This window comes from Enterobacter sp. CPE_E1241 (assembly GCF_045618265.1).
Taxonomy (GTDB): domain Bacteria; phylum Pseudomonadota; class Gammaproteobacteria; order Enterobacterales; family Enterobacteriaceae; genus Enterobacter; species Enterobacter adelaidei.
Genome location: NZ_JBIWYV010000001.1, coordinates 4,342,192 through 4,362,526, shown reverse-complemented (window position 1 = coordinate 4,362,526; position 20,335 = coordinate 4,342,192). Strand labels below are relative to the sequence as shown.

The 20,335-nt window shown below is 52.2% G+C and carries 17 protein-coding genes and 2 tRNA genes; 16 read left to right on the top strand and 3 right to left on the bottom strand.

Annotated features, from left to right (window positions below):
• Window position 1: 1 nt before the first annotated feature.
• Window positions 2–1,435: a serine-type D-Ala-D-Ala carboxypeptidase gene (gene dacB / locus ACJ9Y9_RS21330; protein ID WP_028017040.1), complete on the bottom strand. Its 1,434-nt coding sequence runs from the start codon at window positions 1,433–1,435 to the stop codon at window positions 2–4.
• 225 nt (window positions 1,436–1,660) lie between these two features.
• Here dacB and greA point away from each other — a divergent pair, with 225 nt between their 5' ends.
• Window positions 1,661–2,137, top strand: coding sequence for a transcription elongation factor GreA (gene greA / locus ACJ9Y9_RS21325; protein ID WP_028017041.1), 477 nt, complete (start codon window positions 1,661–1,663; stop codon window positions 2,135–2,137).
• 151 nt (window positions 2,138–2,288) lie between these two features.
• Here the strand turns inward: greA and yhbY are convergent, their stop codons facing one another.
• A complete protein-coding gene (gene yhbY / locus ACJ9Y9_RS21320) occupies window positions 2,289–2,582 on the bottom strand; it encodes a ribosome assembly RNA-binding protein YhbY (protein WP_003861814.1) in 294 nt (97 codons plus the stop codon).
• Between the two features lie 127 nt (window positions 2,583–2,709).
• On the opposite strand from yhbY, the gene rlmE reads away from it, so the two are divergent.
• The 6 genes from rlmE (at window position 2,710) to ACJ9Y9_RS21290 (ending at window position 8,302) form a co-directional block, all read left to right on the top strand.
• Window positions 2,710–3,336: a 23S rRNA (uridine(2552)-2'-O)-methyltransferase RlmE gene (gene rlmE, locus ACJ9Y9_RS21315; RefSeq protein WP_003861812.1), complete on the top strand. Its 627-nt coding sequence runs from the start codon at window positions 2,710–2,712 to the stop codon at window positions 3,334–3,336.
• A gap of 102 nt (window positions 3,337–3,438) precedes the next feature.
• Window positions 3,439–5,373 carry an ATP-dependent zinc metalloprotease FtsH gene (gene ftsH / locus ACJ9Y9_RS21310; protein ID WP_028017042.1) on the top strand — a complete coding sequence of 645 codons (1,935 nt, stop codon included), beginning with the start codon at window positions 3,439–3,441 and terminating at the stop codon, window positions 5,371–5,373.
• A 98-nt stretch (window positions 5,374–5,471) separates the two neighbouring features.
• A complete protein-coding gene (gene folP / locus ACJ9Y9_RS21305; protein ID WP_028017043.1) occupies window positions 5,472–6,320 on the top strand; it encodes a dihydropteroate synthase in 849 nt (282 codons plus the stop codon).
• Window positions 6,313–7,650 (top strand): phosphoglucosamine mutase, encoded by a 1,338-nt coding sequence (glmM, locus tag ACJ9Y9_RS21300; protein WP_028017044.1) that lies wholly within the window; start codon window positions 6,313–6,315, stop codon window positions 7,648–7,650. Before folP ends, glmM begins: the two co-directional genes overlap by 8 nt.
• A 223-nt stretch (window positions 7,651–7,873) precedes the next feature.
• Window positions 7,874–8,206, top strand: a complete 333-nt coding sequence (secG, locus tag ACJ9Y9_RS21295; protein WP_023309338.1) for a preprotein translocase subunit SecG — start codon at window positions 7,874–7,876, stop codon at window positions 8,204–8,206.
• A gap of 9 nt (window positions 8,207–8,215) precedes the next feature.
• Window positions 8,216–8,302, top strand: a tRNA-Leu gene (locus ACJ9Y9_RS21290).
• Window positions 8,303–8,406: 104 nt separating this feature from the next.
• On the opposite strand, the gene argG is transcribed toward ACJ9Y9_RS21290, so the two are convergent.
• Window positions 8,407–9,753, bottom strand: coding sequence for an argininosuccinate synthase (gene argG / locus ACJ9Y9_RS21285; protein ID WP_028017045.1), 1,347 nt, complete (start codon window positions 9,751–9,753; stop codon window positions 8,407–8,409).
• A 286-nt stretch (window positions 9,754–10,039) separates the two neighbouring features.
• Here argG and ACJ9Y9_RS21280 point away from each other — a divergent pair.
• The 9 genes from ACJ9Y9_RS21280 (at window position 10,040) to nlpI (ending at window position 20,264) form a co-directional block, all read left to right on the top strand.
• A tRNA-Met gene (locus tag ACJ9Y9_RS21280) sits at window positions 10,040–10,116 on the top strand.
• A gap of 207 nt (window positions 10,117–10,323) precedes the next feature.
• Entirely contained in the window at window positions 10,324–10,776 is a 453-nt protein-coding gene (gene rimP, locus ACJ9Y9_RS21275; protein ID WP_014833432.1) for a ribosome maturation factor RimP, read from the top strand.
• A gap of 28 nt (window positions 10,777–10,804) precedes the next feature.
• Window positions 10,805–12,307 carry a transcription termination factor NusA gene (nusA, locus tag ACJ9Y9_RS21270; protein WP_028017046.1) on the top strand — a complete coding sequence of 501 codons (1,503 nt, stop codon included), beginning with the start codon at window positions 10,805–10,807 and terminating at the stop codon, window positions 12,305–12,307.
• 24 nt (window positions 12,308–12,331) lie between these two features.
• A complete protein-coding gene (gene infB / locus ACJ9Y9_RS21265) occupies window positions 12,332–15,022 on the top strand; it encodes a translation initiation factor IF-2 (RefSeq protein ID WP_028017047.1) in 2,691 nt (896 codons plus the stop codon).
• Window positions 15,023–15,111: 89 nt separating this feature from the next.
• Window positions 15,112–15,516: a 30S ribosome-binding factor RbfA gene (gene rbfA / locus ACJ9Y9_RS21260; protein ID WP_003024988.1), complete on the top strand. Its 405-nt coding sequence runs from the start codon at window positions 15,112–15,114 to the stop codon at window positions 15,514–15,516.
• Complete coding sequence (gene truB / locus ACJ9Y9_RS21255; protein WP_028017048.1) at window positions 15,516–16,466, top strand: tRNA pseudouridine(55) synthase TruB; 951 nt, start codon at window positions 15,516–15,518, stop codon at window positions 16,464–16,466. The genes rbfA and truB overlap by 1 nt, the downstream gene beginning before the upstream one ends.
• A gap of 154 nt (window positions 16,467–16,620) precedes the next feature.
• Window positions 16,621–16,890 (top strand): 30S ribosomal protein S15, encoded by a 270-nt coding sequence (gene rpsO, locus ACJ9Y9_RS21250; RefSeq protein ID WP_003861789.1) that lies wholly within the window; start codon window positions 16,621–16,623, stop codon window positions 16,888–16,890.
• Window positions 16,891–17,132: 242 nt separating this feature from the next.
• Complete coding sequence (pnp, locus tag ACJ9Y9_RS21245; protein WP_028017049.1) at window positions 17,133–19,271, top strand: polyribonucleotide nucleotidyltransferase; 2,139 nt, start codon at window positions 17,133–17,135, stop codon at window positions 19,269–19,271.
• A 108-nt stretch (window positions 19,272–19,379) separates the two neighbouring features.
• Window positions 19,380–20,264 carry a lipoprotein NlpI gene (gene nlpI / locus ACJ9Y9_RS21240; RefSeq protein WP_008501476.1) on the top strand — a complete coding sequence of 295 codons (885 nt, stop codon included), beginning with the start codon at window positions 19,380–19,382 and terminating at the stop codon, window positions 20,262–20,264.
• Window positions 20,265–20,335: the final 71 nt, after the last annotated feature.

The window sequence follows — 20,335 nt, the reverse complement described above, 5'->3', positions numbered from 1 at the left end:
GCTAGTTATTCTGGTAGATGTCCTTATAAAGCCTGCTTTCGAATCGAACAAGCGGAATGCGACGATTGCGCTGGTCGGTTGGTTCGACGGCATAGCCGGAAAGATACTGCACGAATGCCATGCGTTGTCCGCTGGCGGTGGTGATGAAGCCTGCAAGGTTGTAAACCCCCTGCAATGAACCTGTCTTAGCGGATACTTTACCATCCACACCGGCTGCGTGAAGCCCGGCGCGGTACTGTAGCGTGCCGTCCTGCCCGGCAAGTGGCAGCATAGAAATAAAGTTTAGCTCAGTGTCATGTTGTGCAATGTACTGAAGCACTTGCATCATGCTGGCCGGGGAGATCAAATTATGGCGTGATAACCCGGAGCCATCGACGGCGATGGTATTACCCAGGTCGATCCCTGCCTGTTGTCGCAGGATCTGACGAACAGCATCTGAACCCGCGCGCCAGGTACCTGGCACGCCAAAGCGCGCGTGACCAATCATGCGGAACACGGTGTCGGCAATCATGTTGTCAGACTTTTTCAGCATAATTCGCAGCAAATCGTGCAGCGGTGGCGACTGTTTGCTGGCGATGACCGTGCCGGGTTGATTGACCTGCGTCTGACGAAGCAGCGTGCCGGAGTATGTTATTCCCGCTTGTTTCAGCTCATCTTTCAGAATGGCACCCGCATAGCTTGCCCCATCCTGTATCGCAAAGGCCAGCGGCAGCGGATCGGCGCGCTGCGTGAGGCAGCCCGTCAGCGTGAAGCGGTTAAGATCGCCTGGTACCACGTCCAGTTCGCAATACTGCGCATCCGGTGAGCCCTTGGCCAGCGTGCGTACCTGACTAAACATGGTGACCGGGTAGTAGGACGCCACGCGGATAAACGCTAAATCATCTGGCTTTGGTGCGCTGTAAAGCGAAACAGAGAAACAGTTACGGTCAACAATCGCGGCAGCGGGCGGGGCGCTAAAGCACTGCGTCATGTCGTTCCACGGCCAACCTGGAGCCTTATCGTGGCTGGCAAAAATGGAGGTGTCGATCAGCACATTGCCATCAATCTTCTGCACACCCGATTTTTTCAGCACCGCAACCATATTGCGGATATCCTGGCGTTTAAATGTCGGGTCACCCCCGAAACGGGCGATAAGATCGCCTTTCAATTCACCGCCCACGACGTTGCCTTTGGTCTCAAGGGTGGTGGTAAAACGAAAATCAGGCCCGAGCTGAAGCAGGGCGGCGAGCGCAGTGATCACCTTCTGGGTACTGGCTGGCAGCGCCATTTGTTGACTGTGGTAGTCAATTTCTGGCGTCGGCGCTCCGACCTTCTGCACCATCAATGCAAGGTTGGCACCTGCGGGCAGTTGATTAATATACTCATCAACATTCGCAGCCTGAACGCTGAACGTTATACTGGTAGTCAATCCGATGATAAAACTGGAAAATCGCATAATCTCGCGCTAACAACCCGAAAACAAACCGTCATACTACGGTGCATAGCACTGCAAAGTAAACGATGACCCATAGTGAACTTCGGGGTAAAATGCGTATCAAATTGAAAATTGCTGCTGACCTGGGGCCTGACCCCGGGTCGGTTTTCTTTTTGCTTCTGGCCTGCTAATGCGGCTGGGGCAGGGAACACTGCTCCCAACAGGAATGTTTAAGAGGTATAACAAATGCAAGCTATTCCGATGACCTTACGTGGTGCCGAAAAACTGCGCGAAGAGCTGGATTTCCTGAAATCCGTTCGCCGCCCTGAAATTATCGCCGCTATCGCGGAAGCGCGTGAGCATGGCGACCTGAAGGAGAATGCTGAATATCATGCGGCGCGTGAGCAGCAGGGTTTTTGCGAAGGGCGTATTAAAGATATCGAAGCCAAGCTGTCTAATGCGCAGGTTATCGATATCACAAAAATGCCAAATAATGGCCGCGTGATCTTCGGCTCAAGCGTTACTGTGCTGAACCTGGACAGCGACGAAGAGCAGACTTACCGCATCGTGGGCGATGATGAAGCCGATTTTAAACAGAACCTGATTTCGGTGAACTCGCCAATCGCTCGCGGCCTGATTGGCAAAGAGCAGGATGATGTTGTGACTATCCGCACCCCAGGTGGTGAAGTGGAGTACGAAATTATCAAGGTCGAGTACCTGTAATTCGCCTCTCTGCTAAGATGTTGATACATTGTAAAGAAAAGAAAAAGGCCGCGTAGCGGCCTTTTATCAACTCAAGGAGCGTGGCATTTTGCTCACCTGCTGACAGAAATCCCTCGTTTTACACAGTAAATGTGTTCGATTCAGGATATCCTTAGCGTGGCAGCGAGATTTTACGCTCTTTAGATGGGCGGTAGAGCACCAGCGTTTTACCGATGACCTGTACATTACAGGCGCCGGTTTCGCGCACGATGGCTTCCACGATCAGGTTTTTAGTGTCTCTGTCTTCAGAGGCGATTTTCACCTTGATCAGCTCGTGGTGTTCCAGCGCTTGTTCAATCTCGGCAAGCACCCCTTCGGTCAAACCATTGTTGCCAAGCATGACTACAGGCTTGAGCGGATGTGCCAGACCTTTAAGGTGCTGTTTTTGTTTAGTACTCAGATTCATCGTATATTTTTGCTTACGTTGGGATTGAAAACGGTTCATTCTACCGCCATCTCCCTTATATCGCCAAATAGCTGCGTAGAAATTTACGTCACAGGCAAGCAACGATGAACCAGGACGGAAATGTTAAATGACAGGTAAAAAGCGTTCTGCCAGCTCCAGCCGCTGGCTTCAGGAACACTTTAGCGATAAATATGTTCAACAGGCGCAGAAAAAGGGGTTGCGATCCCGCGCCTGGTTTAAACTTGATGAAATACAGCAAAGTGACAAACTTTTTAAGCCGGGGATGACGGTTGTTGACCTCGGGGCGGCACCTGGCGGATGGTCACAGTATGCGGTAACGCAGATCGGCGGAACTGGCCGAATCATCGCGTGCGATCTTTTACCAATGGATCCCATCGTCGGTGTCGACTTCCTTCAGGGCGATTTTCGTGATGAATTAGTGCTGAAAGCGTTACTTGATCGTGTTGGTGATAGTAAGGTCCAGGTTGTCATGTCGGATATGGCACCAAATATGTGTGGAACACCGGCGGTGGATATCCCCCGCGCCATGTATCTGGTGGAGCTAGCGTTAGAAATGTGTCGTGATGTACTAGCGCCTGGTGGTAGTTTTGTTGTGAAGGTGTTTCAGGGCGAAGGTTTCGAGGAGTATCTTAAGGAAATTCGCTCCCTGTTTGCGAAGGTCAAAGTTCGTAAACCGGACTCTTCCCGGGCGCGTTCCCGTGAAGTGTATATTGTAGCGACCGGGCGAAAATGATAACCGGTGGATTTCAGGCGAAAGTTTGAATGAAACTGGATATAGAGTATCCTGACGCTGTTTTTAACACAGTTGTAATGTGAGGTTAATCCCTTGAGTGACATGGCGAAAAACCTAATTCTCTGGCTGGTCATTGCCGTTGTGCTGATGTCAGTATTCCAGAGCTTTGGGCCCAGCGAGTCGAATGGCCGCAAGGTGGATTATTCTACCTTCCTGCAGGAGGTCAATCAGGACCAGGTTCGCGAAGCGCGTATCAACGGACGTGAGATCAACGTTACCAAGAAAGATAGTAACCGTTACACGACTTACATCCCGGTGAACGATCCTAAGCTGCTTGATAACCTTCTGACTAAAAACGTCAAGGTGGTAGGTGAGCCGCCAGAAGAACCAAGCCTGCTGGCTTCTATCTTCATTTCCTGGTTCCCGATGCTGCTTCTTATCGGCGTTTGGATCTTCTTTATGCGCCAGATGCAGGGCGGCGGTGGCAAAGGTGCCATGTCGTTCGGTAAGAGCAAGGCGCGTATGCTGACGGAAGACCAGATCAAGACCACGTTCGCTGACGTTGCCGGGTGTGACGAAGCGAAAGAAGAGGTCGGTGAACTGGTTGAATACCTGCGCGAGCCGAGCCGTTTCCAGAAACTGGGCGGTAAGATCCCGAAAGGCGTCCTGATGGTTGGCCCTCCGGGTACCGGTAAAACCCTGCTGGCGAAAGCTATCGCGGGTGAAGCTAAGGTGCCGTTCTTTACCATTTCGGGTTCTGACTTCGTAGAAATGTTCGTGGGTGTCGGTGCATCTCGTGTGCGTGACATGTTCGAGCAGGCTAAGAAGGCGGCACCGTGCATTATCTTCATCGATGAAATCGACGCCGTAGGCCGCCAGCGTGGCGCGGGTCTGGGTGGCGGTCACGATGAACGTGAACAAACGCTGAACCAGATGCTGGTTGAGATGGACGGTTTCGAAGGTAACGAAGGTATCATCGTTATCGCGGCGACTAACCGTCCTGACGTACTTGACCCTGCGCTGCTGCGTCCAGGCCGTTTCGACCGTCAGGTTGTGGTGGGTCTGCCAGATGTTCGCGGTCGTGAACAGATTCTGAAAGTCCACATGCGTCGCGTACCGCTGGCGCCAGATGTTGACGCAGCAATCATTGCGCGCGGTACCCCAGGCTTCTCCGGGGCGGACCTGGCTAACCTGGTCAACGAAGCAGCACTGTTTGCCGCTCGCGGTAACAAGCGTGTTGTGTCGATGGTGGAGTTCGAGAAAGCGAAAGACAAAATCATGATGGGTGCGGAACGTCGCTCCATGGTGATGACCGAAGCGCAGAAAGAGTCCACGGCGTACCACGAAGCGGGTCATGCGATTATCGGCCGCCTGGTACCGGAGCACGATCCGGTGCATAAAGTGACGATTATTCCGCGCGGCCGCGCGCTGGGTGTGACCTTCTTCCTGCCTGAAGGCGACGCGATCAGCGCCAGCCGTCAGAAACTGGAAAGTCAGATTTCAACCCTGTACGGCGGTCGTCTGGCGGAAGAGATTATCTACGGTGCAGAACATGTTTCTACCGGTGCGTCTAACGATATTAAAGTCGCGACAAACCTGGCGCGTAACATGGTCACTCAGTGGGGCTTCTCCGACAAACTCGGTCCACTGCTGTATGCAGAGGAAGAGGGTGAAGTATTCCTGGGCCGTTCTGTGGCGAAAGCGAAACATATGTCCGATGAGACTGCACGTATCATCGACCAGGAAGTGAAAGCGCTGATTGAACGTAACTACGGTCGCGCACGTCAGATCCTGAACGACAATATGGACATCCTGCATTCGATGAAAGATGCGCTCATGAAATATGAGACCATCGATGCTCCGCAGATTGACGACCTGATGGCACGCCGTGAAGTGCGTCCGCCAGCGGGCTGGGAAGACCCAGGCGCTTCCAATAATTCTGACAACAATGGCACCCCGCGTGCGCCGCGTCCGGTTGATGAACCGCGTACGCCAAACCCGGGCAACACCATGTCAGAACAGTTGGGCGATAAGTAAGTTACTGCTGTTGAAGCGTTTGTCAGTACATCAAACCCTGGAGCTTGCTCCGGGGTTTTTCTTTTCTGTTTAACCTTGAAAATACCAGGGATTTTGCCATGAAACTATTCGCTCAGGACTCGCATCTCGATCTTTCACATCCCCATGTGATGGGGATCCTGAATGTTACCCCTGATTCCTTCTCCGACGGTGGCACGCATAACACGCTCATCGAAGCGGTTAAGCACGCAAATTTAATGATCAATGCAGGTGCAACGATCATTGATGTTGGCGGCGAATCGACGCGTCCTGGTGCGGCGGACGTTTCTGTGGAAGAAGAGCTGGCGCGCGTAGTACCGGTGGTGGAAGCGATAGCACAGCGATTTGAGGTCTGGATCTCTGTTGATACATCCAAGCCAGAAGTGATTCGTGAAGTGGCGAGAGTAGGTGCTCACATTATCAATGATATCCGTTCGCTTACCGAACCTGGAGCACTTGAAGCCGCTGCGGAAACCGGCTTGCCGGTTTGCCTGATGCATATGCAAGGGCAACCGAAAACCATGCAGGAAGCGCCAAAGTATGATGATGTGTATGCCGATGTGAATCGCTTCTTTATTGAGCATATTGCGCGCTGCGAACGTGCAGGTATCGCAAAAGAGAAATTGCTGCTCGACCCGGGGTTCGGTTTCGGTAAAAATCTCTCCCACAATTATGCATTGCTTGCGCGCTTATCGGAATTTCATCACTTTAACCTGCCGCTGCTGGTGGGGATGTCGAGAAAGTCGATGATTGGTCAGTTACTGAATGTGGGGCCAGGGGAACGCCTGAGTGGTAGTCTGGCCTGCGCGGTGATTGCGGCGATGCAAGGTGCGCACATTATCCGTGTCCATGACGTCAAAGAAACAGTAGAAGCCATGCGTGTGGTGGAAGCCACACTGGCAGCGAAGGAAAACAAACGCTATGAGTAATCGTAAATATTTTGGTACCGATGGTATCCGTGGGCGTGTAGGCGATGCTCCAATCACTCCTGATTTTGTCCTGAAGCTTGGCTGGGCTGCTGGCAAGGTACTGGCGCGTCATGGCTCCCGTAAGATCATTATCGGTAAAGACACCCGTATTTCGGGCTATATGCTGGAATCCGCGCTGGAAGCTGGTCTTGCGGCTGCCGGGCTATCCGCCTCCTTTACGGGCCCAATGCCAACACCTGCAGTCGCGTACCTGACGCGTACTTTCCGTGCAGAAGCGGGGATTGTTATTTCGGCGTCACACAACCCGTTCTATGACAACGGTATCAAGTTCTTCTCCATTGATGGCACCAAGTTGCCGGATGAAGTGGAAGAGGCCATCGAAGCCGAAATGGAAAAAGAGATCACCTGTGTTGATTCCGCAGAACTGGGTAAAGCCAACCGTATCGTCGATGCGGCGGGTCGTTATATCGAATTCTGCAAAGGGACATTCCCGAACGAGCTGAGTCTGGCGCATCTCAAAATTGTGGTGGACTGTGCAAACGGTGCGACCTACCACATTGCCCCGAATGTCTTCCGTGAATTGGGCGCAAAAGTGATTACCATTGGGTGTGAGCCGGATGGTCTGAACATTAACGAGCAGGTCGGAGCGACAGACGTTCGTGCCCTGCAGGCGCGTGTGCTGGCGGAAAAAGCCGATCTGGGTATTGCGCTGGACGGCGACGGTGACCGCGTGATCATGGTCGACCACGAAGGCAATAAGGTCGATGGTGACCAGATCCTGTATATCATCGCGCGTGAAGGTTTGCGTCAGGGTCAGTTGCGCGGCGGCGCAGTCGGTACCTTAATGAGTAACATGGGCCTGGAACTGGCACTTAAACAGCTTGGTATTCCGTTTGTTCGTGCGAAAGTTGGCGACCGCTATGTGCTGGAAAAACTGCAGGAGAAGGGCTGGCGAATTGGCGCAGAGAACTCCGGTCACGTGATTCTGCTCGACAAAACCACCACCGGTGACGGTATTGTCGCCGCACTGCAGGTGGTTGCGGCCATGGCGCGCAACCATATGAGCCTGCACGATCTCTGCAGCGGTATGAAAATGTTCCCACAGATCCTGGTGAACGTGCGGTTTACCGCCGGTAAAGGCGATCCGTTGGAAAATGATAACGTGAAAGCGGTGATGGCTGATGTTGAAGCTGCCCTGGGCAACCGTGGACGCGTACTGTTGCGTAAGTCTGGTACTGAACCACTGATTCGCGTCATGGTGGAAGGTGAAGACGAAGCGCAGGTTAATGAATTTGCGCACCGTATCGCGGATGCCGTAAAAGCTGCATAATCTTGCACGCTAAATGTTTAAAAAGGCGGCTTTTGTCGCCTTTGTTTTGAGCAATTAATGGCTTTTTGCTGTTTTTTTCCGCAGTTGATACAATGCGTCAAAAATGCCCTTGCGAAGGTCATTCGCTTTGGTTAGTATTCACACCCGCTTCAGTGGGAAACAAAAATCCTGCTAATTGGTCGAAGCATTGGTATGCGGCAAATCCGCAAGGAACAGGTTGATTATGTACGAAGCTCTTTTAGTTGTTTTCCTTATTGTAGCCATCGCTCTCGTAGCGCTGATTATGCTGCAGCAAGGTAAAGGCGCTGATATGGGAGCCTCCTTCGGAGCAGGCGCTTCCGGTACGCTGTTCGGTTCAAGTGGTTCTGCGAACTTCATGACCCGCACAACGGCGATTCTGGCTACGCTGTTCTTCATCATCAGTCTGGTGCTTGGCAATATCAACAGCAACAAGACCAGCAAAGGAAGCGAGTGGGAAAATCTGAGCGCGCCAGCAAAAACTGAGCAAACTCAACCAGCTGCTCCGGCTAAGCCGACCAGCGATATCCCGCACTAAGTATTCTGTACCGAGGTGGTGGAATTGGTAGACACGCTACCTTGAGGTGGTAGTGCCCTAACGGGCTTGTGGGTTCGAGTCCCATCCTCGGTACCAATATTCCAGAAGAAAGACGTCGAAAGACGTCTTTTTTTTCGTCTGTGGATTAACAGGCATAAAAAAGGCGTCCATCGGACGCCTTTTGCATTTCTTGTCAGCGATTACTTCTTATCGCTGTGCTCCAGGTTTTCAACCTGTGGCAGACCATTACCGGAACTGGCAGAGAGCAGGCCATTCTCAACATAGTTAAACAGCTTCGCACGGGTATCGGTGATGTCCAGGTTACGCATGGTTAACTGGCCAATACGATCGTCCGGAGAGAACACAGATTCCCCTTTCTCCATGGTCAGACGTTCTGCTTTGTAAGTCAGGTTGTCAGACACGGTGTTCAGGATGGAGTAGTCGTTACCGCGACGCAGTTCCAGCGTAACTTCACCAGTGATTGCACTTGCAACCCAACGTTGCAGGGAATCACGCAGCATCAGTGCCTGCGGATCGAACCAGCGGCCCTGATACAGCAGTTTACCCAGTTGACGGCCATGAGAGTGATACTGCTCAATGGTATCTTCGTTGTGAATACCGGTCAGCAGACGCTCGTATGCGATATGCAGCAGCGCCATCCCCGGAGCTTCATAGATGCCACGGCTTTTCGCTTCAATGATACGGTTTTCAATCTGATCGCTCATGCCCAGACCGTGACGACCACCGATACGGTTTGCTTCCAGCATCAGCTCAACATCGTCAGAGAAGGTTTTGCCGTTCAGCGCAACCGGATGACCACGTTCGAAACGCACGGTCACTTCTTCCGCCTGGATTTTGACGTTTTCGTCCCAGAACTTCACACCCATGATTGGGTTAACGATCTTCACGCTGGAATTCAGGAACTCCAGGTCTTTCGCTTCGTGCGTCGCACCCAGCATGTTTGAGTCGGTGGAATAGGCTTTCTCGACTGACATCTTGTAGTCAAAACCACATGCGATCATGAATTCGGACATCTCATGACGGCCACCCAGCTCGTCGATGAAGTCAGTATCCAGCCACGGTTTGTAGATCTGCAGTTCAGCGTTCGTCAGCAGACCATAACGATAGAAACGTTCGATATCGTTGCCTTTATAGGTGCTACCGTCACCCCAGATGTTCACACCATCTTCTTTCATGGCCGCAACCAGCATCGTTCCGGTCACAGCGCGGCCCAGTGGAGTGGTGTTGAAATAGGTCAGGCCGCCGGTGGTATTATGGAACGCACCGCACTGAATAGCCGCGATACCTTCAGCGACCAGTTGCTTACGGCAGTCAATCAGACGTGCGTTCTCTGCGCCATATTCCATGGCACGACGAGGGATCGCATCATAATCTTCCTCATCTGGCTGACCGAGGTTCGCAGTATATGCATACGGAACCGCTCCCTTCTGACGCATCCACAGCAGTGCAGCGCTGGTATCCAGGCCGCCTGAGAAAGCGATGCCAATACGTTGTCCTACCGGAAGATGCTTGAGAATCGTCGTCATATAATAAAACCCTGCTTGATTGACTGATTAGAGACCGCTTTCGCTATCTGTGCATTTTTATGCAAAATAAGTGAGTATTCATTTAATCATCTTTTGTCGATGACCGAAAGAGACTCCTGCGTTTTTTGTAAAAATTTTGGTCTGATTGCTCTGACTGAAGTCGCCTTGACAGGTGGGGTCAACTATCAATATACTGAACGCCGATTTTACGTCCCGTCTTCGGTACCAAATCCCAGCATTATTTGCAAATTCTGTCCAAAACGCGTAGAATTTGCCACGTTTCAGGCGCGGGGTGGAGCAGCCTGGTAGCTCGTCGGGCTCATAACCCGAAGGTCGTCGGTTCAAATCCGGCCCCCGCAACCACTTTCCCATAAAGTTCTTTTTCAAATATACTGTGAAGACTTAGAGCCTTCGTAGCTGGATTTGAAAAAATTCTTTCGGAGAGTGCTCCAGGCCACAGTTGTGGCTATAGGGTTCAGTTATCTAAAGCCCCGATTTATCGGGGTTTTTTGTTATCTGACTACAGAATAACTGGGCTTTACGCCCTTTTTTTATGTCTTGGGGGTGGGCTTGTCCACATTAGAGCAAAAATTAACAGAGATGATTACTGCACCGGTCGAAGCACTGGGCTACGAACTGGTCGGCATCGAATTCGTTCGCGGCCGTACATCGACGCTGCGCATCTATATTGATAGTGAAGATGGCATCAATGTTGATGATTGTGCTGATGTTAGCCACCAGGTGAGTGCGGTTCTTGATGTTGAAGACCCGATTACCGTTGCGTACAACCTGGAAGTTTCCTCACCTGGCCTCGATCGCCCGATGTTCACGGCCGAACACTATGTGCGTTTTACCGGTGAAGAAGTGGCTCTCGTTCTGCGTATGGCCGTACAGAACCGCCGTAAATGGCAGGGAATTATCAAAGCCGTTGATGGTGAAATGATCACGGTAACAGTCGAAGGCAAAGATGAAGTGTTCGCGCTGAGTAATATCCAGAAGGCGAACCTGGTTCCCCACTTTTAACAGTCTGGATTGAGGTGAAAAGCCCGCGATGAACAAAGAAATTTTGGCTGTTGTTGAAGCCGTCTCCAATGAGAAATCACTGCCGCGTGAGAAGATTTTCGAAGCGCTGGAAAGTGCACTGGCTACAGCAACCAAGAAAAAATACGAGCAAGAGATCGATGTTCGCGTAGAAATCGATCGTAAAAGCGGTGACTTCGATACATTCCGTCGTTGGGTAATCGTTGAAGAAGTGACCCAGCCGACCAAAGAGATCACCCTGGAAGCGGCACGTTTTGAAGACGAAAGTCTGAACGTGGGTGAATACGTTGAAGATCAGATTGAATCTGTGACTTTCGACCGTATCACGACCCAAACCGCGAAACAGGTTATCGTGCAGAAAGTGCGTGAAGCCGAGCGCGCGCTGGTAGTTGACCAGTTCCGCGATCAGGAAGGCGAAATCATTACTGGCGTGGTGAAGAAAGTGAACCGCGACAACATCTCTCTGGAAATCAAATCCGAAGGGATGCCGGGTAACGCTGAAGCGGTAATTCTGCGTGAAGACATGCTGCCGCGTGAAAACTTCCGTCCAGGTGACCGTATTCGCGGTGTTCTGTATGCCGTGCGTCCTGAAGCGCGTGGTGCACAGCTGTTCGTGACCCGTTCTAAACCAGAAATGCTGGTTGAACTGTTCCGTATCGAAGTACCGGAAATCGGCGAAGAAGTTATCGAGATTAAAGCAGCGGCTCGCGATCCGGGCTCTCGTGCGAAAATTGCGGTGAAAACCAACGACAAGCGTATCGACCCAGTCGGTGCTTGCGTCGGTATGCGTGGTGCGCGTGTTCAGGCTGTCTCTACTGAGCTTGGCGGCGAGCGTATTGATATCGTTCTGTGGGACGATAACCCGGCGCAGTTCGTGATCAACGCAATGGCTCCAGCTGATGTGGCGTCTATCGTTGTTGACGAAGATAAACACACCATGGATATCGCTGTTGAAGCGGGCAACCTGGCTCAGGCAATCGGCCGTAATGGTCAGAACGTTCGCCTGGCGTCACAGCTGAGCGGCTGGGAACTCAACGTCATGACCGTTGATGACCTGCAGGCTAAGCATCAGGCTGAAGCCCACGCGGCGATCGATACCTTCACGAAGTACCTGGATATTGACGAAGATTTCGCCACTGTTCTGGTTGAAGAAGGTTTCTCTACGCTGGAAGAACTGGCCTATGTGCCAATGAAAGAGCTGCTGGAAATTGACGGTCTGGATGAGCCAACCGTTGAAGCCCTGCGTGAACGCGCTAAAAACGCACTGACCACCCTGGCACTGGCTCAGGAAGAAAGCCTTGGCGATAAGAAGCCGGCTGATGACCTGCTGAATCTGGAAGGTCTTGATCGTGCGATTGCGTTCAAGCTGGCTGCCCGTGGTGTTTGTACGCTGGAAGATCTCGCTGAGCAAGGCGTTGATGACCTGGCTGATATCGAAGGTTTAACCGACGAGAAAGCCGGCGAGCTCATCATGGCCGCACGTAATATTTGCTGGTTCGGCGACGAAGCGTAATAAACTGTAGCAGGAAGGAACAGCATGACTGATGTAACTGTAAAATCGCTGGCTGCTGAGATTCAGACCTCCGTGGACCGCCTGGTACAGCAATTTGCTGATGCAGGGATCCCGAAGTCCGCTGATGACTCGGTGACCGCGCAAGAAAAACAAACCTTGTTAACGCATCTGAACCGTGAACACGGTTCGACGCCTGACAAGTTAACGCTGCAACGCAAAACGCGTAGCACGTTAAACATCCCAGGTACCGGCGGCAAAAGCAAATCGGTACAAATTGAAGTCCGCAAGACGCGCACCTTTGTAAAACGTGATCCGCAAGAGGCAGAACGCCTTGCCGCGGAAGAGCAGGCACAGCGTGAAGCGGAAGAACAAGCTCAGCGTGAGGCGGAAGCAACCGCTAAACGTGAAGCAGAATTAAAAGCTGAACGTGAGGCCGCAGAAAAAGCGAAACGCGACGCAAGTGATAAAGTGAAGCGTGACGCTGCGGAAAAAGACAAAGTGAGCAATCAACAGACAGACGAAATGACCAAAACCGCCCAGGCTGAAAAAGCCCGCCGTGAAAATGAAGCTGCCGAGCTGAAGCGTAAAGCGGAAGAAGAAGCCCGTCGTAAGCTGGAAGAAGAAGCCCGTCGTGTGGCTGAAGAAGCACGTCGTATGGCAGAAGAAAACGAGAAGAACGGTGTTGATACCGCTGAGCAGTCTGAAGATACCAGCGACTATCATGTGACCACTTCTCAGCACGCACGTCAGGCTGAAGATGATAACGACCGTGAAGTTGAAGGCGGTCGTGGTCGTGGTCGCAATGCGAAAGCAGCGCGTCCGGCGAAAAAAGGCAATAAACACGCCGAGTCTAAAGCTGACCGTGAAGAAGCGCGTGCAGCGGTACGTGGTGGTAAAGGTGGCAAACAGCGTAAAGGTTCTTCTCTGCAGCAGGGCTTCCAGAAGCCAGCTCAGGCCGTTAACCGTGACGTTGTGATTGGCGAAACCATCACCGTTGGCGATCTGGCGAACAAGATGGCAGTTAAAGGCTCTCAGGTCATCAAAGCGATGATGAAGCTGGGCGCAATGGCGACCATCAACCAGGTTATCGACCAGGAAACCGCACAGCTGGTTGCCGAAGAGATGGGCCACAAAGTTATCCTGCGTCGTGAAAACGAGCTGGAAGAAGCGGTAATGAGCGACCGTGACACCGGTGCAGCGGCTGAGCCGCGTGCGCCAGTGGTGACCATCATGGGTCACGTTGACCACGGTAAAACCTCTCTGCTCGACTACATTCGTTCTACGAAAGTGGCCTCCGGTGAAGCGGGTGGTATTACCCAGCATATCGGTGCTTACCACGTAGAAACTGACAACGGTATGATCACCTTCCTGGATACCCCAGGCCACGCCGCGTTTACCTCAATGCGTGCTCGTGGTGCTCAGGCGACAGATATCGTTGTTCTGGTTGTTGCTGCTGACGATGGCGTTATGCCACAGACTATCGAAGCTATCCAGCACGCGAAAGCGGCGGGTGTGCCGGTCGTGGTTGCAGTGAACAAGATCGATAAGCCAGAAGCGGATCCGGATCGTGTTAAAAACGAACTGTCCCAGTACGGCATCATGCCAGAAGAGTGGGGCGGTGAAAGCCAGTTCGTACACGTGTCTGCGAAAGCAGGTACCGGTATCGACGAGCTGCTGGACGCGATCCTGCTGCAGGCTGAAGTTCTGGAACTGAAAGCGATCCGTAACGGTATGGCGAGCGGTGCTGTTATCGAATCCTTCCTGGATAAAGGCCGTGGCCCTGTAGCTACCGTTCTGGTTCGCGAAGGTACGCTGCATAAAGGCGATATCGTCCTGTGTGGTTTCGAATACGGTCGTGTTCGTGCGATGCGTAACGAACTGGGTCAGGAAGTCCTGGAAGCAGGTCCGTCCATTCCAGTGGAAATCCTGGGTCTGTCCGGTGTTCCGGCTGCCGGTGATGAAGTGACCGTTGTGCGTGACGAGAAGAAAGCGCGTGAAGTTGCACTGTATCGTCAGGGCAAATTCCGTGAAGTTAAACTGGCTCGTCAGCAGAAATCTAAACTCGAGAACATGTTTGCCAACATGACCGAGGGCGAAGTTCACGAAGTGAACGTTGTTCTGAAAGCCGACGTTCAGGGTTCTGTGGAAGCGATCTCCGACTCCTTGCTGAAACTGTCCACCGACGAAGTTAAAGTGAAGATCATCGGTTCTGGTGTAGGTGGTATCACCGAAACTGACGCAACCCTGGCTGCAGCGTCCAACGCCATCCTGGTTGGCTTCAACGTGCGTGCTGATGCTTCTGCTCGCCGCGTGATCGAAGCGGAAAGCCTGGATCTGCGTTACTACTCCGTCATCTATAACCTGATCGACGAAGTGAAAGCTGCGATGAGCGGTATGCTGTCTCCTGAGCTGAAACAGCAGATCATCGGTCTGGCTGAAGTACGTGACGTGTTCAAATCACCGAAATTCGGTGCGATCGCGGGCTGTATGGTTACCGAAGGTATCATCAAGCGTCACAACCCAATCCGTGTCCTGCGCGACAACGTGGTTATCTATGAAGGCGAGCTGGAATCTCTGCGCCGCTTCAAAGATGACGTGAACGAAGTCCGTAACGGTATGGAATGTGGTATCGGCGTGAAGAACTACAACGACGTTCGCGTTGGCGATATGATCGAAGTGTTCGAGATCATCGAAATTCAGCGTACCATCGCTTAATGACCGATTGTAGGCCGGGATCGCCTCGCGCCACCCGGCAATAATTTAAAAAAGGGGCTTTAGCCCCTTTTTTGTCTGGAGAATTTATTATGGCGAAAGAATTTGGTCGCCCTCAGCGCGTAGCGCAGGAAATGCAGAAAGAGATCGCCCTCATTCTGCAACGTGAAATTAAAGACCCTCGCGTGGGTATGATGACCACCGTGTCTGGCGTAGAAATGTCCCGTGACCTGGCGTATGCCAAAGTGTTCGTGACTTTCCTGAACGATCAGGATGAAGCCGCAGTTAAAAACGGTATCAAAGCCCTTCAGGAAGCCTCTGGTTTCATCCGCTCTCTGCTTGGTAAAGCGATGCGTCTGCGTATCGTGCCTGAGCTGACCTTCTTCTACGACAACTCGCTGGTCGAAGGTATGCGTATGTCTAACCTGGTAACCAGCGTGGTGAAACATGACGACGAACGTCGTGTTAACCCAGCGGACGACAGCAAGGAGGACTAATGAGTCGTCCTCGTCGTCGTGGTCGCGACGTGCATGGTGTGCTGCTGCTGGATAAACCCCAGGGCGCTTCCAGCAACGACGTGCTGCAAAAAGTTAAGCGTATTTTTAACGCCAACCGTGCGGGCCACACGGGTGCGCTGGACCCTCTGGCAACCGGTATGCTGCCGGTTTGTCTGGGGGAGGCGACAAAGTTTTCCCAGTATCTGCTCGACTCCGATAAGCGTTACCGCGTTATTGCCAAACTAGGACAGCGTACGGATACCTCCGACGCAGATGGTCAGGTGGTAGAAGAGCGTCCGGTGACATTCAGCGCGGAACAGCTTGATGCTGCGCTGGAGAGCTTCCGTGGGGACACGATGCAGGTGCCGTCGATGTATTCGGCGCTGAAATATCAGGGAAAAAAACTCTACGAATATGCACGCCAGGGCATTGAAGTCCCGCGTGAAGCCCGTCCCATAACCGTGTATGAACTGCTGTTTATTCGCCATGAAGGGGATGAGCTGGAGCTGGAAGTACACTGTTCGAAAGGCACCTATATTCGTACCATCATCGACGATCTCGGTGAAAAACTGGGCTGTGGCGCGCATGTTATCTACCTGCGCCGCCTTGCGGTGAGTAAGTATCCAGTAGAGCGGATGGTGACCCTTGAACATCTTCGCGCGTTGGTTGAACAGGCTGAAGCCCAGGGGATTGCTCCGGCAGATTTACTGGATCCATTGCTGATGCCAATGGACAGTCCGGCAGCGGACTTCCCTGTTGTTAATCTTCCTTTAACATCGTCCGTTTACTTTAAGAACGGAAACCCCGTTCGTACGGCTGATGCGCCGCTGGAAGGTCTGGTACGCGTGACTGAAGGTGATGAAGGCAAGTTTATTGGGATGGGCGAAATGGATGGTGAAGGGCGCGTTGCGCCGCGCCGTCTGGTCGTCGAATACCCGGTAGAAGCGTGACGGTGATAACGGCTCACCTTGCGATAAGCTGGGGAGGCGAGTAGAATATTGCCGCTTAACGTCTGGTAAATTGTTTAACAATTTGCGGGGCGTACATTGGATTGCTGAATTAGAGATCGGCATCCTTACATTCTTTATACTTTGGAGTTTGAAAATGTCTCTAAGCGTTGAAGCTAAAGCTAAAATCGTTTCTGAGTTTGGTCGTGGTACTAACGACAGCGGTTCTACCGAAGTTCAGGTTGCACTGCTGACTGCACAGATTAACCACCTGCAGGGTCACTTTGCAGAGCACAAAAAAGATCACCACAGCCGTCGTGGTCTGCTGCGCATGGTTTCTCAGCGTCGTAAACTGCTCGACTACCTGAAACGTAAAGATGTTGCACGCTACACCGCGCTGATCGAGCGTCTGGGTCTGCGTCGCTAAGTCTTGCGAGTTTCAGAAAAGGGGGCCTGATGGCCCCTTTTTTCAACCAGACGGCAGCAATTCACTGGAAACTATTGTATTGTTGCTATAAATGATCTTCATTGCAGAGGTTCGCGCGGCTAATGAGAGGCTTCACCCATGAGGGTGTCGGTTGTCATTAGTCGCGAGGATGCGAAGAAGGTCGGGTTAAATCGACAGCACGCCGTGGGTGTGCTGTCAAACATTTAAGAAAGGACAGAACTTTGCTGAATCCGATCGTTCGTAAATTCCAGTATGGTCAACATACCGTCACGCTGGAAACCGGCATGATGGCACGTCAGGCTACTGCTGCCGTTATGGTAAGCATGGATGACACCGCGGTATTCGTGACCGTAGTGGGCCAGAAAAAAGCAAAACCAGGTCAGGACTTCTTCCCGCTGACCGTTAACTACCAGGAGCGTACTTACGCTGCCGGTAAAATCCCAGGTGGTTTCTTCCGTCGTGAAGGCCGTCCAAGCGAAGGCGAAACCCTGATCGCGCGTCTGATTGACCGTCCCGTTCGCCCGCTGTTCCCGGAAGGTTTCGTGAACGAAGTTCAGGTTATCGCGACCGTTGTTTCCGTTAACCCACAGGTTAACCCGGACATCGTAGCGATGATCGGTGCATCTGCTGCCCTGTCACTGTCTGGTATTCCATTCAATGGCCCAATCGGTGCCGCGCGCGTAGGTTACATCAACGACCAGTACGTACTGAACCCAACTCAGGAAGAGCTGAAAGAAAGTAAGCTGGACCTGGTGGTTGCAGGTACTGAAGCGGCTGTCCTGATGGTTGAATCCGAAGCTGAACTGCTGAGCGAAGACCAGATGCTGGGCGCCGTGGTCTTCGGTCACGATCAGCAGCAGGTTGTTATCCAGAACATCAACGACCTGGTGAAAGAAGCGGGTAAACCACGTTGGGACTGGCAGCCAGAAGCGGCAAACGACGCACTGAATGCACGCGTTGCTGCACTGGCAGAATCTCGTCTGAGCGATGCGTACCGTATCACTGACAAACAAGAGCGTTACGCTCAGGTTGACGTGATCAAATCTGACGTTACAGCAGCCCTGGTTGCTGAAGACGAAACGCTGGACGCTAACGAAATTGGTGAAATCCTGCACGCAATCGAGAAAAACGTTGTTCGTAGCCGCGTTCTGGCTGGTGAGCCGCGTATCGATGGCCGCGAAAAAGACATGATCCGTGGTCTGGACGTTCGTACTGGCGTACTGCCACGTACTCACGGTTCTGCACTGTTCACCCGTGGTGAAACTCAGGCGCTGGTGACGGCAACTCTGGGTACTGCCCGTGATGCACAGATCATCGACGAACTGATGGGCGAGCGTACTGACAGCTTCCTGTTCCACTATAACTTCCCTCCGTACTCCGTAGGTGAAACCGGTATGGTGGGTTCACCGAAGCGTCGTGAAATTGGTCACGGTCGTCTGGCGAAGCGCGGTGTGCTGGCAGTGATGCCAGACGCAGACAAATTCCCGTACACCGTTCGTGTGGTTTCTGAAATCACCGAATCTAACGGTTCTTCTTCTATGGCTTCCGTGTGTGGTGCCTCTCTGGCGCTGATGGATGCAGGCGTGCCAATCAAAGCCGCTGTTGCGGGTATCGCAATGGGTCTGGTGAAAGAAGGCGACAACTTTGTTGTTCTGTCTGACATTCTGGGCGACGAAGATCACCTGGGCGATATGGACTTCAAAGTAGCGGGTTCCCGCGACGGTATCTCTGCACTGCAGATGGATATCAAAATTGAAGGTATCACCAAAGAGATCATGCAGGTTGCTCTGAACCAGGCTAAAGGTGCGCGTCTGCACATCCTGGGCGTGATGGAACAGGCGATTAACGCACCGCGTGGCGATATTTCTCAGTTCGCTCCGCGTATTCACACCATCAAGATCAATCCAGACAAGATCAAAGATGTTATCGGTAAGGGCGGTTCTGTTATCCGTGCTCTGACCGAAGAAACTGGCACCACCATCGAAATCGAAGATGACGGTACAGTGAAGATTGCTGCAACCGATGGCGAGAAAGCGAAATTCGCTATCCGTCGTATCGAAGAAATCACCGCAGAAATCGAAGTGGGCCGTATCTACGCTGGTAAAGTGACCCGTATCGTTGACTTTGGCGCGTTCGTTGCTATCGGTGGCGGTAAAGAAGGTCTGGTTCACATCTCTCAGATCGCTGACAAGCGCGTTGAGAAAGTGACCGATTACCTGCAGATGGGCCAGGAAGTACCGGTTAAAGTTCTGGAAGTTGACCGCCAGGGCCGTATCCGTCTGAGCATTAAAGAAGCAACCGAGCAGTCTCAGCCAGCTGCTGCGCCAGAAGCACAGGCAGCAGAACAGCAAGGCGAGTAAGTTGCCATTTGCCCTCCGCTTTGCGGAGGGCCTATTATCAGGCAGGACGCCTTGTTAAGCCGCCGGGGGACAGGACGTTCATCCAATAGTTGTCTTCGGGAGTGGGAAATGAAGCCTTTTTTGCGCTGGTGTTTCGTTGCGACAGCTCTAACGCTGGCAGGATGCAGCAACTCTGCCTGGCGTAAGAGCGAAGTCCTCGCAGTGCCATTGCAACCGACTTTGCAGCAGGAAGTGATTCTGGCACGCATGGAACAAATTCTTGCCAGTCGGGCTTTAACCGATGACGAACGCGCACAGCTTTTATATGAGCGCGGAGTGTTGTATGATAGTCTCGGTCTGAGGGCATTGGCGCGAAATGATTTTTCACAAGCGCTGGCAATCCGACCTGATATGCCTGAAGTATTCAATTACTTAGGCATTTATTTAACGCAGGCAGGCAATTTTGATGCTGCCTATGAAGCGTTTGATTCTGTACTTGAGCTTGATCCAACTTACAACTACGCGCACTTGAATCGCGGTATCGCATTATATTACGGCGGTCGTGACAAGTTAGCGCAAGATGATCTGCTGGCGTTTTATCAAGACGATCCTAATGATCCTTTCCGTAGCCTGTGGCTTTACATCGTTGAGCGGAAGCTCGATGAGAAGCAGGCAAAAGAGGCACTGAAACAGCGCTTCGATAAATCGGACAAGGAACAGTGGGGATGGAACATTGTCGAGTTCTACCTGGGCAACATTAGCGAAGCAACGCTGATGGAACGCCTCAAGGCGGACGCAACGGATAACACCTCGCTCGCTGAGCATCTCAGTGAAACCAACTTCTATTTAGGTAAGTACTACCTAAGTCTGGGGGATAAGGACAGCGCTACGGCACTGTTCAAATTAGCGGTTGCTAACAACGTACACAACTTCGTTGAGCACCGTTATGCATTGTTGGAATTATCGCTCTTGGGCCAGGAGCAAGACGACCTGGCAGAATCGGACCAGCAATAGCTGACGACATAAACATCAGCCCGTAATCTTTTGATTGCCATCACCTTAACTGGTGAGGGCGTTGTTGTTCG

What these genes read in the sequence shown, in the direction of transcription:
- dacB (WP_028017040.1), bottom strand. Translation starts at nt 1,435, where the DNA reads ATGCGATTTTCCAGTTTTATCATCGGATTGACTACCAGTATAACGTTC.
- glmM (WP_028017044.1), top strand. Translation starts at nt 6,313, where the DNA reads ATGAGTAATCGTAAATATTTTGGTACCGATGGTATCCGTGGGCGTGTA.
- rbfA (WP_003024988.1), top strand. Translation starts at nt 15,112, where the DNA reads ATGGCGAAAGAATTTGGTCGCCCTCAGCGCGTAGCGCAGGAAATGCAG.
- rlmE (WP_003861812.1), top strand. Translation starts at nt 2,710, where the DNA reads ATGACAGGTAAAAAGCGTTCTGCCAGCTCCAGCCGCTGGCTTCAGGAA.
- truB (WP_028017048.1), top strand. Translation starts at nt 15,516, where the DNA reads ATGAGTCGTCCTCGTCGTCGTGGTCGCGACGTGCATGGTGTGCTGCTG.
- nusA (WP_028017046.1), top strand. Translation starts at nt 10,805, where the DNA reads ATGAACAAAGAAATTTTGGCTGTTGTTGAAGCCGTCTCCAATGAGAAA.
- infB (WP_028017047.1), top strand. Translation starts at nt 12,332, where the DNA reads ATGACTGATGTAACTGTAAAATCGCTGGCTGCTGAGATTCAGACCTCC.
- nlpI (WP_008501476.1), top strand. Translation starts at nt 19,380, where the DNA reads ATGAAGCCTTTTTTGCGCTGGTGTTTCGTTGCGACAGCTCTAACGCTG.
- argG (WP_028017045.1), bottom strand. Translation starts at nt 9,753, where the DNA reads ATGACGACGATTCTCAAGCATCTTCCGGTAGGACAACGTATTGGCATC.
- greA (WP_028017041.1), top strand. Translation starts at nt 1,661, where the DNA reads ATGCAAGCTATTCCGATGACCTTACGTGGTGCCGAAAAACTGCGCGAA.
- secG (WP_023309338.1), top strand. Translation starts at nt 7,874, where the DNA reads ATGTACGAAGCTCTTTTAGTTGTTTTCCTTATTGTAGCCATCGCTCTC.
- yhbY (WP_003861814.1), bottom strand. Translation starts at nt 2,582, where the DNA reads ATGAATCTGAGTACTAAACAAAAACAGCACCTTAAAGGTCTGGCACAT.
- ftsH (WP_028017042.1), top strand. Translation starts at nt 3,439, where the DNA reads ATGGCGAAAAACCTAATTCTCTGGCTGGTCATTGCCGTTGTGCTGATG.
- folP (WP_028017043.1), top strand. Translation starts at nt 5,472, where the DNA reads ATGAAACTATTCGCTCAGGACTCGCATCTCGATCTTTCACATCCCCAT.
- rpsO (WP_003861789.1), top strand. Translation starts at nt 16,621, where the DNA reads ATGTCTCTAAGCGTTGAAGCTAAAGCTAAAATCGTTTCTGAGTTTGGT.